The organism is Rhizobium sp. SG_E_25_P2 (genome assembly GCF_029892285.1).
Classification (GTDB): Bacteria; Pseudomonadota; Alphaproteobacteria; order Rhizobiales; family Rhizobiaceae; genus Rhizobium_E.
Genome location: NZ_JARXVM010000002.1, coordinates 181,410 through 195,191, shown reverse-complemented (window position 1 = coordinate 195,191; position 13,782 = coordinate 181,410). Strand labels below are relative to the sequence as shown.

At 61.9% G+C, this 13,782-nt stretch carries 13 protein-coding genes; 9 read left to right on the top strand and 4 right to left on the bottom strand.

Going from position 1 to position 13,782, the window contains the following annotated elements; translation table 11 throughout:
• Positions 1 to 19: 19 nt before the first annotated feature.
• Both M2360_RS04885 and M2360_RS04880 read right to left on the bottom strand, forming a co-directional pair.
• Entirely contained in the window at positions 20 to 1,201 is a 1,182-nt protein-coding gene (locus tag M2360_RS04885) for an amino acid aminotransferase (protein WP_280773264.1), read from the bottom strand.
• Between the two features lie 24 nt (positions 1,202 to 1,225).
• On the bottom strand, positions 1,226 to 2,170 hold the full coding sequence (locus M2360_RS04880) for a rhodanese-related sulfurtransferase (protein WP_280773263.1): 945 nt from the start codon (positions 2,168 to 2,170) through the stop codon (positions 1,226 to 1,228).
• Positions 2,171 to 2,292: 122 nt separating this feature from the next.
• Between M2360_RS04880 and M2360_RS04875 the strand changes: the two genes are divergently transcribed.
• Both M2360_RS04875 and M2360_RS04870 read left to right on the top strand, forming a co-directional pair.
• On the top strand, positions 2,293 to 2,580 hold the full coding sequence (locus tag M2360_RS04875) for a YciI family protein (RefSeq protein WP_280773262.1): 288 nt from the start codon (positions 2,293 to 2,295) through the stop codon (positions 2,578 to 2,580).
• A 2-nt stretch (positions 2,581 to 2,582) separates the two neighbouring features.
• A complete protein-coding gene (locus tag M2360_RS04870) occupies positions 2,583 to 3,476 on the top strand; it encodes a DUF3445 domain-containing protein (protein WP_280773261.1) in 894 nt (297 codons plus the stop codon).
• Here the strand turns inward: M2360_RS04870 and M2360_RS04865 are convergent.
• Positions 3,467 to 4,111: a hypothetical protein gene (locus M2360_RS04865; RefSeq protein ID WP_280773260.1), complete on the bottom strand. Its 645-nt coding sequence runs from the start codon at positions 4,109 to 4,111 to the stop codon at positions 3,467 to 3,469. The two genes, M2360_RS04870 and M2360_RS04865, sit on opposite strands and share 10 nt — an antisense overlap.
• Before the next feature lie 260 nt (positions 4,112 to 4,371).
• On the opposite strand from M2360_RS04865, the gene M2360_RS04860 reads away from it, so the two are divergent.
• The 6 genes from M2360_RS04860 to M2360_RS04835 all read left to right on the top strand — a co-directional run bounded on the left by M2360_RS04860 (position 4,372) and on the right by M2360_RS04835 (position 11,117).
• The gene (locus tag M2360_RS04860; RefSeq protein WP_280773259.1) at positions 4,372 to 5,817 is read left to right on the top strand and encodes a homospermidine synthase; all 1,446 of its coding nucleotides are present in this window, start codon (positions 4,372 to 4,374) and stop codon (positions 5,815 to 5,817) included.
• 217 nt (positions 5,818 to 6,034) lie between these two features.
• Positions 6,035 to 6,406 (top strand): hypothetical protein, encoded by a 372-nt coding sequence (locus tag M2360_RS04855; RefSeq protein WP_280773258.1) that lies wholly within the window; start codon positions 6,035 to 6,037, stop codon positions 6,404 to 6,406.
• An 87-nt stretch (positions 6,407 to 6,493) separates the two neighbouring features.
• The gene (locus M2360_RS04850; RefSeq protein ID WP_280773257.1) at positions 6,494 to 8,392 is read left to right on the top strand and encodes a 5'-nucleotidase C-terminal domain-containing protein; all 1,899 of its coding nucleotides are present in this window, start codon (positions 6,494 to 6,496) and stop codon (positions 8,390 to 8,392) included.
• A 128-nt stretch (positions 8,393 to 8,520) separates the two neighbouring features.
• Positions 8,521 to 9,555, top strand: coding sequence for a ferrochelatase (gene hemH / locus M2360_RS04845; RefSeq protein WP_280773256.1), 1,035 nt, complete (start codon positions 8,521 to 8,523; stop codon positions 9,553 to 9,555).
• Positions 9,556 to 9,657: 102 nt separating this feature from the next.
• Complete coding sequence (locus M2360_RS04840) at positions 9,658 to 10,662, top strand: SPFH domain-containing protein (RefSeq protein WP_280773580.1); 1,005 nt, start codon at positions 9,658 to 9,660, stop codon at positions 10,660 to 10,662.
• Entirely contained in the window at positions 10,659 to 11,117 is a 459-nt protein-coding gene (locus M2360_RS04835; protein ID WP_280773255.1) for an NfeD family protein, read from the top strand. Before M2360_RS04840 ends, M2360_RS04835 begins: the two co-directional genes overlap by 4 nt.
• A gap of 14 nt (positions 11,118 to 11,131) precedes the next feature.
• On the opposite strand, the gene M2360_RS04830 is transcribed toward M2360_RS04835, so the two are convergent.
• Complete coding sequence (locus M2360_RS04830) at positions 11,132 to 12,127, bottom strand: KpsF/GutQ family sugar-phosphate isomerase (protein ID WP_280773254.1); 996 nt, start codon at positions 12,125 to 12,127, stop codon at positions 11,132 to 11,134.
• Positions 12,128 to 12,296: 169 nt separating this feature from the next.
• Here M2360_RS04830 and M2360_RS04825 point away from each other — a divergent pair, with 169 nt between their 5' ends.
• A complete protein-coding gene (locus tag M2360_RS04825; protein WP_280773253.1) occupies positions 12,297 to 13,769 on the top strand; it encodes an outer membrane beta-barrel protein in 1,473 nt (490 codons plus the stop codon).
• Positions 13,770 to 13,782 lie beyond the last annotated feature (13 nt).

Here is a 13,782-nt window from a genome sequence, read left to right as displayed (position 1 = left end):
GAGCCGCCCTTGTTGCTTTTCAGAGTACGGAGACGACCGCCTTGGCGAGGTCTTCGAGCCGGTCTTCCTTCAGACCCGCCACATTGAAGCGGCTGTCGCCGACCATATAGATCCCGTATTCCTCGCGCAGACGATTGACCTGATCCTCGGTGATGCCGAGACGCGAGAACATGCCGCGATGTTCGGCGATGAAATCGAAACGCGACGAGTTGGACTGGCGGCGCAGCGCCTCGGCGAAACCGGTGCGGAGATTGAGCATGCGCAGGCGCATCTCTTCAAGCTCGGTCTTCCAGTTGGCCCGCAGCGCATCGTCTTCGAGGATGATGCGGACGGCGGCGGCGGCATGATCCGGCGGCATGGAATAGAGCACGCGAGTGACGATCAGCGCCTGGCTGCCGGCGATCTTGGCGCGCTCGGCGTCCGGGGCCATGAGGATGACGGCGCCGACGCGATCGCGATAAACAGAGAAATTCTTGGAGCAGGAGGTGGCGATCGCCATTTCCGGAACCTTGGCGGCAAGAAGGCGCACGGAGGCCGCGTCTTCCTCAAGCCCGTCGCCGAAACCCTGATAGGCGAGATCGACGAAGGGGAACAGGCCCTTCTCAACCAGGATGTCAGCCACCACAGCCCACTGGTCGAGCGTCAGGTTGGCGCCGGTCGGATTGTGGCAGCAGCCATGCAGAAGCACGACGTCGCCGGCCGGGATCTTCTTGAGCGCCTCGACCATGGCGTCGAACTTCACGCCGCCGGTCGCCGCGTCGAAATAGGGATAGGTGGCGGTTTTCAGACCGCCCGCCGTCAGGATCGGCGCATGGTTGGCCCAGGTCGGGTCCGACAGCCAGACGGTCGCGTCAGGCTTGGCTTTTTTGAGCAGGTCGGCGATGGTGCGCAGCGCGCCCGAACCGCCGGCCGTCTGGCAGGCGAACATGCGCGAGACGTCGGCGTCTTCGCCGAACACCAGCTTGAGCATGCCCTTGTTGAAACCGTCATCGCCGCCCATGCCGACATAGGTCTTGGTGGTCTGACTGTCATAGAGACGCTTTTCCGCCTCGCGCACCGCATTCATGATCAGCGTGCGGCCTTCGGAGTCCTTGTAGACGCCGACGCCGAGGTCCATTTTCTCCGCGCGCGGATCGTTGCGGTAAAGCACCGAGAGGCTGAGGATCTTGTCGGGCGGGGCGAGCGTAAGCGTTTCGAACATGGGGTTTTCCTAGCGTGTTGAAATTCAGGAGCCGAGATGCCGTGAACCGCGGGCGCGGGCGAGCTGCATCTGCTTTTCGCGAGAGCGGAAGCGGGCGCGATCCTCATCCGTGCGGCTGTCATGGCAATGCGGACAGCTGACGCCGGCTTCAAAGGTCTTGGCGGTCATGTCTTCGGCGGTCAGCGGATGGCGGCAGGCGCGGCACAGGCGATGGCCGCCCTCCTTCAGCCCATGTTCGACGGAGACGCGTTCGTCGAAGACGAAGCAGGCGCCTTCCCAGAGGCTTTCCTCCGGCGCCACCTCTTCGAGATATTTCAGGATGCCGCCCTTGAGGTGATAGACCTCGTCGAAGCCCTGCTCCTTCATGAAGGCGGTCGCCTTTTCGCAACGAATGCCGCCGGTGCAATACATGGCGATCTTCGGCTTGTTGTGCAGGCCTTCATGCTCGCGGACCCAGTCCGGAAATTCGCGGAAGGTCTTGATGCGCGGATCGACCGCGCCCTTGAACAGGCCGATATCGGTCTCGTAGTCGTTGCGGGTGTCGATCACGATCGTGTCGGGATCAGAGATCAGCGCATTCCAGTCCTTTGGGGCGACATAGGTCCCCACCACGCGCATCGGATCGATATCCTCGACGCCCATGGTGACGATCTCTTTCTTAAGCCGCACCTTCATGCGCAGGAAAGGCTCCTTGGAGGCGCGACTTTCCTTGTGTTCGAGACCGGCAAATTCCGGCTGCGCCCTGAGATAAGCCAGCACGGCGCGCACGCCTTCATCAGGTCCGGCAATGGTGCCGTTGATGCCTTCATGGGCGAGAAGCAGCGTGCCCTTGACCCCGCCCGCCTCGCACAGCGCCTGAAGCGGCTCGCGTATGTCGCGAAAACGGGGGAAGGCGACAAAGTGGTACAGCGCCGCCACGAGATAGGGCTGCGCAGGGGAAGAGCTGGGATTTGCGGCGTTTTCGATCATGGCGGCGGCATAATCCTTTTGGCGAAAAAGCGCAACGGCGCAGGCGGCTCGAAAGGCCCTCGGATCTTGCTTTCAGCGCGGGTCTCGACCACAGTCGGCGCCGGAAAAATCCGGAGCCGTTCATGCTGATCCTCGACCTCACCTATAAAGTTGCCCTCGAACAGGCGGATGCGCAGATGACGCCGCATCTGGCCTGGGTGAAGCAAGGCTATGAACAAGGCTGGTTTTTAGGCTCCGGCCGCAAGACGCCGCGCACTGGCGGGGTGATTTTTGCCCGCGGCGACCGCGCCGCGATCGAGGCCTATTGCGCGACAGACCCTTTCGTCATTCACGGGATCGCCGATTACGCCATCACAGACGTCACCGTGACCACGGTCGCCGCCGGTTTTGACGCGCTCAAGGACACCTGATCATGACGGAGGCGCTCCGATACACGCCCTATGCCAGCGCGCTGAAACCATTCGCCATCGGTCTCTCGGCGATTGACCCCGCCGACTGGATCGAGCCGGATGACGATCTCCCCGTCTATCTCGATGAGAAGGACCGGCTTCTCGCCGAGCGGCGCGACGAGGTGTTTCAGGACGACCCAGCCTCGCGCGATGCGCAGGCGGAATGTCTAGCGCTCTTGGCCGACCATCTCCTGGTCCGCCATGGCGACCGCTGGCGGAAGACAGTGGATGGCGTGAGCGTGGCCGGACGCGACATCCCTCTCTGTTCCGCCGATGCGCCCCTGGTGACCGCAGGTCGACTGGTGCAGGACGATCTCGCCATTCTCGAAAAGCGCAACGGCGCCTGGACCCTGACGGCAGGCTTCGTCGCCTTTCCCTCCGCCTGGTCCCTCAAGGAAAAGGCGGGCCTGCCGATGGAGGGCGTGCATGCGCATGTGCCGGATTACGCCGGCGGCACCCGCAACGCCATGATGCTCAACCGCATTTTCGACAATCTGCAGCCCGACCTGCCCGCCATGCGGCTGAACTGGTCGATCTATCCGTCGGGCGACCTGTTCTGGCCGCCAGAGAAAGGCGCGCGCGCCGAGCGCAACACCTTCACGCCGGCGATCAATTTCATCCGGGTCGAGCGCCAGACGTTGCGTCGCCTGCCAAAGACGGGCGCGATCGTTTTCACGATAAGGATCTACAACGATCCGATCGCAAGGCTGAAGACGGATCCGGCGCTGGCCGCGCTCGCTTCGGCGCTGGCCGACAAGCTCGGCGAGTTCACCCCAGAACAACTTGCCTACAAAGGCATGGTCGCACGTCGGGACGCGATCATCCGCTTTCTGCGCGACGATCAGCTTCAGCGATAGGTTTTGATCATGACGCCGCCGACCATCCGGGCCGGCGCGAGCGATGCGGTGAGATCCTCCGGCACGGTCTCTTCGGGACGGTAGCCGACGCTCACCACCATCGCACCCTTTTCAACGACGGCAACCGGGCATGGCTTGCCCTCGGCGCAGTCGCCAGCGCGGCTTGTGCGTGCGGGCTCGCCGCCATCCTCCAACGTCATCGTTGCGGCGGCGAGCGCCTGATCGCGCGTCAACATGGCGCGCAGCCGGAGCTGGAAGCGGGGCTGGCCATGCTCCGGACCGCGACAAGCCGCAGCGCGGAGATCGGCGTCACAGAGTTCGGCGAGCACGGCGCTTTGCAGCCGTATCTTCGGCGCCGACGTCGCCGGCCTCAGAAGACCGTGAAGTGCGCCCGAGATCACAGACGCAGCGCTCGGGGCTTCGGCGGCTCCCCGCAACGCCTCCCACGCGACATCGGGCAGACCGGCGCGAAAGCTCGCGCCGAAAACGGTTGCGTCGAGTTCAGCGACCTTCGAGCGCGGCGTGACGGGAACGGCCTTGCGCTCGGAGACGCCCGAAACATCAGAAATCACTAAAACAAACAGGAGTGAACAGGCTGCGAGGATCTTCGGTGGAAATAGTCTGGCTATAAGCATGCTCGACTCCCTATCGAATTTAAATATAAGGGAAACGCAATACATTCCTGTTGTCATCAGACGAATCAGGCAGACACTTCAATGCTATTTTTATATTGCGCGATGCTTTCGACAAGAACTTATTAAATTCTCATCTCGGCCGGATCCGACGTCCCGGGAAGCCGCAGCGCCGCGACAGCAATGAATCGGGCTCTTTTTTGTGTCATGAAAATGTGATTAGTGGTGGTGTCCATCATGGACCACAGGAGAACCAGCCCAAAATGACAGAATCCACCCATCCGGTTTATGGCGAAATCACGGGTCCGATCGTGATGATCGGTTTCGGCTCGATTGGCCGCGGCACGCTGCCCCTTATTGAGCGTCACTTTAAATTCGACAAGAACCGCATGGTGGTGATCGATCCCAACGCCGACGAGAGCGGCATCCTGGCCAAGCATGGCGTCAGGCATATCCAGGCGCATGTCACCAAGGAAAACTACAAGACCCTGCTCAAGCCGCTCCTGACCGAGGGCGAAGGCCAGGGCTTCTGCGTCAATCTCTCGGTCGACACCTCTTCCGTCGATCTGATGAAGCTGTGCCGCAAGGTTAATGCGCTCTATATCGATACTGTCGTCGAACCATGGCTTGGTTTCTATTTCGACAAGGACAAGGACAACGCTTCGCGCACCAATTATGCGCTGCGCGAGACTGCGCGGGCCGAAAAGGCCAAGAACCCCGGCGGCGCCACCGCCGTGTCTTGCTGCGGCGCAAATCCCGGCATGGTGTCTTGGTTCGTCAAGCAGGCGCTGGTCAATCTCGCCCATGAGATCGGCCTGAAATTCGATGAACCCGCAGCCGATGATCGCGAAGGCTGGGCCAAGTTGATGAAGAAGCTCGGCGTCAAGGGCGTCCACATCGCCGAGCGCGACACCCAGCGCACCAAGAATCCGAAGCCGTTCAACACCTTCTGGAACACCTGGTCGGTGGAAGGCTTCATTTCGGAAGGCCTGCAGCCCGCCGAACTCGGCTGGGGCACGCATGAAAACTGGATGCCCAAGAACGCCCGCAAGCAGAAGAAGGGCAGCAAGGCCGCCATTTTCCTCGAGCAGCCCGGCGCCAATACCCGCGTGCGCAGCTGGTGCCCGACGCCTGGCCCCCAATATGGCTTCCTCGTCACCCACAACGAGTCGATTTCGATCGCCGACTATTTCACGGTGCGCGACAAGGATGGCGACGTAACCTACCGGCCGACCTGCCACTACGCCTATCATCCGTCCAATGACGCCGTGCTGTCGCTGCATGAAATGTTCGGCAATGGCGGCAACGCCCAGCCTGTCCTGCATGTTCTCGACGAGAACGAATTGGTGGATGGCGTCGATGAACTCGGCGTGCTGCTTTATGGCCATGAGAAGAACGCCTATTGGTTCGGCTCGCGGCTGTCGCTCGATGAGGCCCGTTCGCTGGCTCCCTACCAGAACGCGACCGGCCTGCAGGTGACCTCCGCAGTCCTCGCCGGCATGGTCTGGGCGCTCGAGAACCCGGAAGCCGGCATCGTCGAGGCCGACGAGATGGACTACAAACGCTGCCTGGAAGTGCAGTCGCCCTATCTCGGCCCGGTCGAAGGCCATTACACCGACTGGACGCCGCTCGATGGCCGTCCGGGCCTGTTCGCCGAAGACCTCGACACATCAGACCCTTGGCAGTTCCGCAACATTCTCGTTCGCTGAAAGATCGCGCCAACAACGACTTGCAAGCGCCCCGTGTGTCACGGGGCGTTTCTTTTGGTCGACGCGTTTTGGGACGTCCCGATCCCGACTGAGCGCCCTTCTGCCTCTCCCTTGCCCGCAAAGCCTTGCTTTCGCAGCGCAATAGCGCCAGTATGGCGCAAACAAAGCAGAGGCGACTGTCCCGCCGAAGGACAGCCGCAGCCTTCGGGAGACGTCAATGAAGTTTTTCGCCCTCGCGGCCCTCGCAGCCGCAGCCACGCTTTCCTCCTGCGCCACGGAACAGGCAAGACCCCTGCCGACCGCGCCGCAACCTGTCACGATCGAGGGCGCCTGGAGTGACCCCAACGGCCTGCTGTCGACCTTCCAGGCCGGAAACTTCAACACGCGGACGACCGATACCAACCAGTTGCTGGCGTCCGGCACCTATGTGAAGGGCCAGGGCCCGAACCTTTATGAAATCAGCCTGACATCGCATGTGCAGAACAAGCAGTCGCGCGTCAATTGCGCGCTGATTTCGCCCCAGCAACTCAACTGCACAGCAGATTCCGGCGCTCAGTTCACGCTCACCCGTAAACCGGGCGTGATGTAACGTCGACCAAGGCGATCCTTCAATGAATGACTGTCATATGATCCGGATAATGCTTTCGGCATGACATCCGGCAACAGGGAGAACGACATGAAGAAATTGCTTCGTCTTGCACTTTTGGGGGCATCGGCGCTCGCGCTTTCCGCTGGCGCGGCGCTTGCCGATTATGAATTGAACATCCTTCACATCAACGATTTCCACTCCCGCATCGAGGCGATCAACAAATACGATTCGACATGCTCGGCGGAAGAGGAAGGCAAAAGCGAATGCTTCGGCGGCATCGCCCGCATGAAGACAGCCATCGATCAGGCTCGCTCGGCGATCAAGGCGGCCAACGGCAATGTGCTGGTGCTCGACGCCGGCGACCAGGCGCAGGGCTCGCTGTTCTACTCGACCTACAAGACCAAGGCGATCGCCGACTTCATGAACGGCATCGGCTTTGACGCCATGGCGGTCGGAAATCATGAATTCGACGACGGTCCCGAAGAACTCGCCAAGTTCATCGACGCGGCCAAGTTCCCGATCATCTCCGGCAATGTGATGGCGCCCGCGAGCTCGCCTGTTGGCGGCAAGTTGAAGCCGTATGTGATCGCCGATGTCGGCGGCCAGAAGGTCGCGATCCTCTCCGTGCTCGCCACCGATACGCCCGAGACGTCTTCTCCCGGCCCCTCGATCCTGTTCGAGGACGAGATCACCTATCTCAAGGCGGCGGTGAAGGATGTCGAAGCCCAGGGCGTCAACAAGATCGTGCTGCTGTCGCATGTCGGCTATCCCCGCGACAAGCAGATTGCCGCAGCGGTTGATGGCATCGACGTGATCGTCGGAGCCCATAGCCACACGCTGCTGTCCAACACCGACGAGAAGGCCGCCGGCCCCTACCCGACCATGGTGAAGGATCCGGCTGGCATCGAAGTGCCTGTTGTCACGGCCTATGCCTATTCCAAATATCTCGGCGAACTGAAGCTGGTGTTCGACGACGCCGGCAAGGTGAAATCGGCAACGGGCGCGCCGAAGCTGCTCGACGCCTCGGTCAAGCCCGACGAAGCCTATGTGGCCAAGGTCAAGGAACTCGGCGCGCCGATCGAAGCGCTGAAAGCCAAGGTGATCGGCGCGAGCACAGCGGCGATCGACGGATCCCGCGACAATTGCCGCGCCCGCGAATGCGAGATGGGCAATCTCGTCGCCGACGCCATGCTTGACCGCGTCAAGGATCAGGGCATCGAGATCGCCTTCGCCAATGGCGGCGGCCTGCGCGCCTCGATCGACGGTGGAGACGTGTCGATGGGCGAGGTTCTGACGGTGCTGCCTTTCCAGAACACCATCGCCACCTTCCAGCTCAAGGGTGAGGACGTGGTCGCGGCGCTTGAAAGCGGCGTCAGCCAGGTTGAAGAAGGCAAGGGCCGTTTCCCGCAAGTGGCAGGCCTGAAATTCGCCTTTGACGCCTCAAAGCCCGCCGGTTCGCGCGTGTCGGACGTGCAGGTGAAGGATGGCGACGCCTTCAAGCCGATCGATCCTGCCAAGACCTATGGCGTTGTGGCCAACAACTACACCCGCCAGGGCGGCGACGGCTACAAGGTCTTCGCCGAAAAGGCAATCAAGGCCTATGACTTCGGTCCGAGCCTTGAAGACACGGTCGCGGATTACATCGGCAAGAACTCGCCCTACAAGCCCTATCTCGACGGCCGCATCACCGAACTCGCCAAGCCTGTCGCCCAACCGGCCGCAGAGGTGAAGCCGGCTGCCGAAGCCAAGCCCGCAACTGAAGCCAAGCCCGCCGCAGAGACCGCACCGGCTGCGGCCCCTGCTGCGACTGAGGCCGCCAAACCGACCGAGACCAAGCATGTGATCGCCAAGGGCGACACGTTCTGGGATCTGGCCGAGAAGTTCTATGGCACCGGCTTCGACTGGAAGAAGATCGCCGAGGCCAACAAATCGCTCAAGCCGCGGGCCCTGCCCGTCGGTGGAGAGTTGACCGTCCCGGCCAAGTAAGCCGCGACATCGGCGCGCATTCGAGGCGGTCCGGACTTCTCCGGGCCGCCTTTATTTTCTATATCCGATGCGGGTTCATCCGAGGGGCGACGCCCCGCGTAAAACAACAATAATGTGAAGGACAGGATATGAGCGCCGCGCCAGAGCACTTCCCGCCGAACCATCCGCAGGTCAAGATCGGAAAAGTCGGGGTTCTCCTCGTCAATCTCGGCACGCCCGATGGCACCGATTACACGTCGATGCGGCGTTATCTCAAGGAATTCCTGATGGATCGTCGGGTGATCGAATGGTCGCCCTGGTTCTGGTATCCGATCCTGTTCGGCATCGTGCTCAACAAGCGTCCGCAAAAAGTCGGCAAGGCCTATGAAGCGATTTGGAACAAGGATCTCGATGAGAGCTATCTGCGCACCTATACGCGGTCGCAAGCTGAGAAGATGCAGACCCGCCTCGCCGACCTCCCCAATGTGGTGGTCGACTGGGGCATGCGCTACGGCCAGCCCTCGATCAAGGATCGCATCACCGCGCTGAAGGATCAAGGCTGCGACCGGATTGTGCTGTTCCCGCTCTATCCGCAATATGCGGCGGCGACGACCGCGACCGTCAACGACAAGGCCTTCGACGCGCTGAAGGCGATGCGCTGGCAGCCGGCGCTCCGCACCGTTCCGCCCTATCACGATCATCCCGCCTATATCGACGCGCTGGCGAAATCGATCGAGAAGCATCTGGCCAGCCTCGACTGGGAGCCGGAACTGGTGGTGACCTCCTATCACGGCATTCCGCAATCCTACTTCAAGAAGGGCGACCCCTATCACTGCGCCTGCTACAAGACGACGCGGCTGCTGCGCGAGCGGCTGGGCTGGGAAAAGGAAAAACTGATGGTCACCTTCCAGTCCCGCTTCGGGCCGGAGGAATGGCTGCAGCCCTATACCGACAAGACGGTGGAAAAACTCGCCCAGGACGGCGTCAAGCGCATCGCCGTGATCAATCCCGGCTTCGTGTCCGACTGCCTGGAAACGCTGGAGGAAATCGCCGGCGAAGCGGGTGAGATCTTCCATCACGCCGGCGGCGACAAGTTTACCCATATCCCCTGCCTCAACGATAGCGAAGAAGGCATGGACGCGCTTGAGGCGCAGGTGCGTCGCGAATTGATGGGCTGGGTCTGACGGCCGAAACTGCGCTCCCCTTGCAAATAAACATCCGCCGTCCGACGTATACGTATAGGATGGAGCGGAACAGCAAGAGGGAGCGCACACGCCATGGAATTCCTGTCCGGAATGGATATCGCCGTCATCGTCGTGGTCGGCCTGATCATCCTCACCCTGTTCGCGGGCATCAAGACTGTGCCGCAGGGCTATAACTACACCGTCGAGCGGTTTAAGAAATATACACGCACGCTGCATCCCGGCCTCAACCTCATCATCCCCTTCATCGACACGATCGGCGCGAAGATGAATGTGATGGAGCAGGTCCTCGACGTTCCAACCCAGGAAGTGATCACCAAGGACAACGCGTCGGTGCGCGCCGATGCAGTGGCCTTCTACCAGGTGCTGAACGCCGCCCAGGCCGCCTATCAGATTTCCAATCTCAACCAGGCGCTCCTTAACCTGACCATGACCAATATCCGTTCGGTCATGGGCTCGATGGATCTCGACGAACTTCTCTCCAACCGCGACACGATCAATGAGCGACTCCTGCGCACCGTCGACGACGCCGCCAATCCCTGGGGCATCAAGATCACCCGCGTCGAAATCAAGGACATCACTCCGCCCGCAGATCTCGTTGAGTCGATGGGGCGACAGATGAAGGCGGAGCGCGAAAAACGCGCCCAGGTGCTTGAAGCCGAGGGCTTCCGCGCCTCACAGATCCTGAAGGCGGAAGGCGCCAAGCAGGCGGCGATCCTGAAAGCCGAAGGCGAACGCGAAGCCGCATTCCGTGAAGCCGAAGCCCGCGAGCGCATGGCGCAAGCCGAGGCCAAGGCGACGCAGATGGTGTCGGAAGCCATCGCCGCCGGCGACGTGCAGGCGATCAACTATTTCGTAGCGCAGAAATACACGGAAGCCCTGACTGCGATCGGCACCGCCGGCAATTCGAAGATCGTGTTGATGCCGATGGAAGCGTCCTCGCTGATTGGCTCGTTGGGCGGCATCGGTGCAATTGCAAAAGAGGTGTTCGGCTCCGACGGCGCTCCGTCCCGGCCCCTCACCCGCGCTGCGCCGGCTTCGACGCCGGTGGTCAATCCCTTCGCGCCACGCACGGACGGCCAGTCATGATTCTGGGTCTCATCCAGTCATTGGGGCCTTGGAGCTGGGTTATCTTCGGCGCGGCCTTGCTGGCGGCGGAGATTGCCTTGCCCGGAAATTTCCTGATCTGGGTCGGGCTGGCGGCTGCGGCGATCGGCGGCGTGTCGCTGGCGGTCTGGGACGCCCGCTGGTGGTCCTGGGAAATCCAGTGGCTGACCTTTGCCGCCCTGTCCTGTCTGTTCCTGTTCATCGGCCGCGGCTGGCTGCATCGCCGCGGTGGGGAAACGGACGAACCCCTGCTCAACCGGCGCGCCCAAAGCCTGATCGGCCGCATGGGAGATCTCATCGACCCCATCCATAATGGTTTTGGCCGGGTCAAGCTCGGCGACACGATCTGGGTCGTCAAGGGACCCGAACTTCCGGCGGGAACGAAAGTGAAAGTGATCGCCACGGACGGTGCGGATCTGGTGGTGGAGGCCGGCTAGCGCCGGCCCATGCGTCAGGCCACGCCGATCCTGAGCAGATCGTGGAAGTGGACGATGCCGACAGGACGCTGATCCTCATTGACGACGATCAGCGCGGAAATGCTGTGCTGCTCCAGGAGCGCCATGGCGGTGGCGGCCAGCACCGTTTCCTTCACCGTTTTCGGATTGGGCGTCATCACGTCGTCGACATCAAGCACCGAGAGATCACGCGCCAGATTGCGCGCCATGTCACCTTCGGTGACGATGCCGCAGAGACGGCCGTCGTCATCGACGACGCCAACGCAACCGAACCGCTTGCGCGACAGCACCAGCACCGCCTCCGGCATGGACGTGCCCTTGGGCACCAGCGGCACGCGTTCGCCGGCATGCATGACGTCGCGGACATGAGACAGCGTCGCGCCCAGCTTGCCGCCGGGATGGAATGTCTTGAAATCGCCCGCCGTGAAGCCCCGGTCCTCGAGAAGCGCCACCGCGATGGCGTCGCCGATGGCGAGTTGCATCAGCGCCGATGTCGTTGGCGCCAGACCGTGCGGACAGGCTTCCTGCGATTTCGGCAGGCACAGCACGATGTCGGCGCTGCGCGCCAATGTCGAATCCGCCCCCGACGTGACCGCGATCAACGGAATCGAAAAGCGCCGGGAATAGGCGAGGATGCCTTGAAGCTCGGTGCTTTCGCCGCCCCAGGACAATGCGATGATGGCGTCATCAGGCGTGATCATGCCGAGATCGCCGTGATTGGCCTCGACCGGATGCACGAAGAAGGCGGGCGTGCCGGTGGAGGCGAGCGTCGCGGCGATCTTGGCGCCGACATGACCGCTCTTGCCGATGCCGGTCACGATCACACGGCCTGATATGCCGGCCAACCGGGCGATCGCTTGCGTGAAGCTCTCGGACAGGCCGTTTGCGAGCGCCTTTTCGAGATCGGCGAGACCCGATTTCTCGGCCTTGATGGTGCGGATCGCGGAGCGCGCGGCGTCGCTCTCGGTGAATTTCAAGAGGTTCTCGTTCATGGCGGTGGTTTACTCCCTCCGCCGCGCTTGTCCAGAGACCCTCCTGGAAAAAATCGATTTAGAGCGTGGTCGGCCGCGCGCATGCGCCGGCATAGGCCCAATTGGCAACACTTCGTTAACCTTGCTCCTTTACCAATGGGTAATCATTGACGCCAATCAGCCGGTTCGCATGTCCAAACGCGCCCACGACGCCCGCTCATCGACGCGCCTTTTCTCTTTGCTGCTGATCGCGGCAGGCGCTTCGCTTGTTTGCGCGTCGGAAACGGTCGCCCAAAGCGCTCCGGTGACGCCCCAGAGGGATCCTTCCCCCTACCAGCAATGGTCAGCGAGCCAGGATACCTCCGCTCAAACCAATGACGATCAGCAGACCGACGCTGACGCCAGCCAGGAAATCCAACCGTCCCCGGACCCAGATGTCGACCAGAATGCGGTGGACGACGCCGCCCTGCGCCAGGATCTCGGTCGGCAGAACCTGCCGGAACAGAATGTCGACGGATTGGGCGCTCCCCGCCCAGAGAGCGAGGATACGCCGGGCATTCCGTTGGGAACCTTCACTCTCAGGCCAACCATCACCGGCGGCGCGGGTTTCGAACGGGAAAAATCTGGCGACAGGACCAAGACACGGTCCTATCTGCAGACAGGCCTGAAGGGATCGTTGACCTCCAATTGGTCCGAGCATCAATTGCGGATCGACACCAATGGAAGCTGGCAGAAGACGCTGAGCGGCTTTGAGAGCGACGATCCGGAAGGCAGCATCAATGCCGCGCTGCGGCTCGACATTTCCAATGATACGATCGCCAATCTGAGCGCCGGCTACAGCCTCGGCCGCGAGGATATCGGCGACGCCAACGCCATTGACGGGGCAACCAACCAGGCGGAAGTGTCCACCTGGACCGCGAGCGCCGCCGTGACCCGCGACCTCGGCCTGATCCGCGGCACGCTGGGTGTCGATTTCGAACGCGAAACCTTTGGCGACGCCACTCTCTCCAGCGGCCAGAGCCTGGATCAGTCCGACCGCAATCAGAACACGGCCACACTGAGAGGCCGGCTTGGCTATGAAGTGTCGCCCGCGCTCATTCCGTTCATTGAGGCTTCCTATGGCCGGATGATCTATGACAATGAGCGCGACAGCACGGGCTATATGCGCGATGCCGATCTCTACGCCGCCAAAACCGGTGTTGAATTCGATATGGGCGAAAAGCTGCGCGGCGAAATCGGCGCTGGTTATACCATCGCCGATTTCGAGGACGGCAGGCTCGATTCGTTGTCGGGCCTCACCGTCAACGGCGAGGCAAACTGGTCGCCGCAGCGCGGAACCGATGTCGCGCTTGGCCTAAAGACCGAAGTCGAACCCTCGACGTCGGCAGGATCCAGCGGCTCCATCGCCTATACCGCCGATATGGCGCTGACGCAGGTCATCATTGCCGATTTGAGCGGCAAGCTCACGGCGGGAACAACCTGGCGCGACTACAAGTCGGCAGCCGCCAACCAGACCGTCTATGATCTCGGAACCGGCCTCACCTGGGGTCTTTCCCGGTCGCTCGACCTGACGGCTGACCTCGCCTGGGAGCGTTCGGCGCAGAAGGGCTCGGCGTCACAGGAAACGCTGACGGGGCTGGTGGGCTTGTCGCTGAAACGTTGATCCGCCGAAGGCG

Excerpts from the sequence above, each read along its gene's own strand:
- M2360_RS04885 (WP_280773264.1), bottom strand. The coding sequence starts at position 1,201 with ATGTTCGAAACGCTTACGCTCGCCCCGCCCGACAAGATCCTCAGCCTC.
- M2360_RS04880 (WP_280773263.1), bottom strand. The coding sequence starts at position 2,170 with ATGATCGAAAACGCCGCAAATCCCAGCTCTTCCCCTGCGCAGCCCTAT.
- M2360_RS04875 (WP_280773262.1), top strand. The coding sequence starts at position 2,293 with ATGCTGATCCTCGACCTCACCTATAAAGTTGCCCTCGAACAGGCGGAT.
- M2360_RS04870 (WP_280773261.1), top strand. The coding sequence starts at position 2,583 with ATGACGGAGGCGCTCCGATACACGCCCTATGCCAGCGCGCTGAAACCA.
- M2360_RS04865 (WP_280773260.1), bottom strand. The coding sequence starts at position 4,111 with ATGCTTATAGCCAGACTATTTCCACCGAAGATCCTCGCAGCCTGTTCA.
- M2360_RS04860 (WP_280773259.1), top strand. The coding sequence starts at position 4,372 with ATGACAGAATCCACCCATCCGGTTTATGGCGAAATCACGGGTCCGATC.
- M2360_RS04855 (WP_280773258.1), top strand. The coding sequence starts at position 6,035 with ATGAAGTTTTTCGCCCTCGCGGCCCTCGCAGCCGCAGCCACGCTTTCC.
- M2360_RS04850 (WP_280773257.1), top strand. The coding sequence starts at position 6,494 with ATGAAGAAATTGCTTCGTCTTGCACTTTTGGGGGCATCGGCGCTCGCG.
- hemH (WP_280773256.1), top strand. The coding sequence starts at position 8,521 with ATGAGCGCCGCGCCAGAGCACTTCCCGCCGAACCATCCGCAGGTCAAG.
- M2360_RS04835 (WP_280773255.1), top strand. The coding sequence starts at position 10,659 with ATGATTCTGGGTCTCATCCAGTCATTGGGGCCTTGGAGCTGGGTTATC.
- M2360_RS04830 (WP_280773254.1), bottom strand. The coding sequence starts at position 12,127 with ATGAACGAGAACCTCTTGAAATTCACCGAGAGCGACGCCGCGCGCTCC.
- M2360_RS04825 (WP_280773253.1), top strand. The coding sequence starts at position 12,297 with ATGTCCAAACGCGCCCACGACGCCCGCTCATCGACGCGCCTTTTCTCT.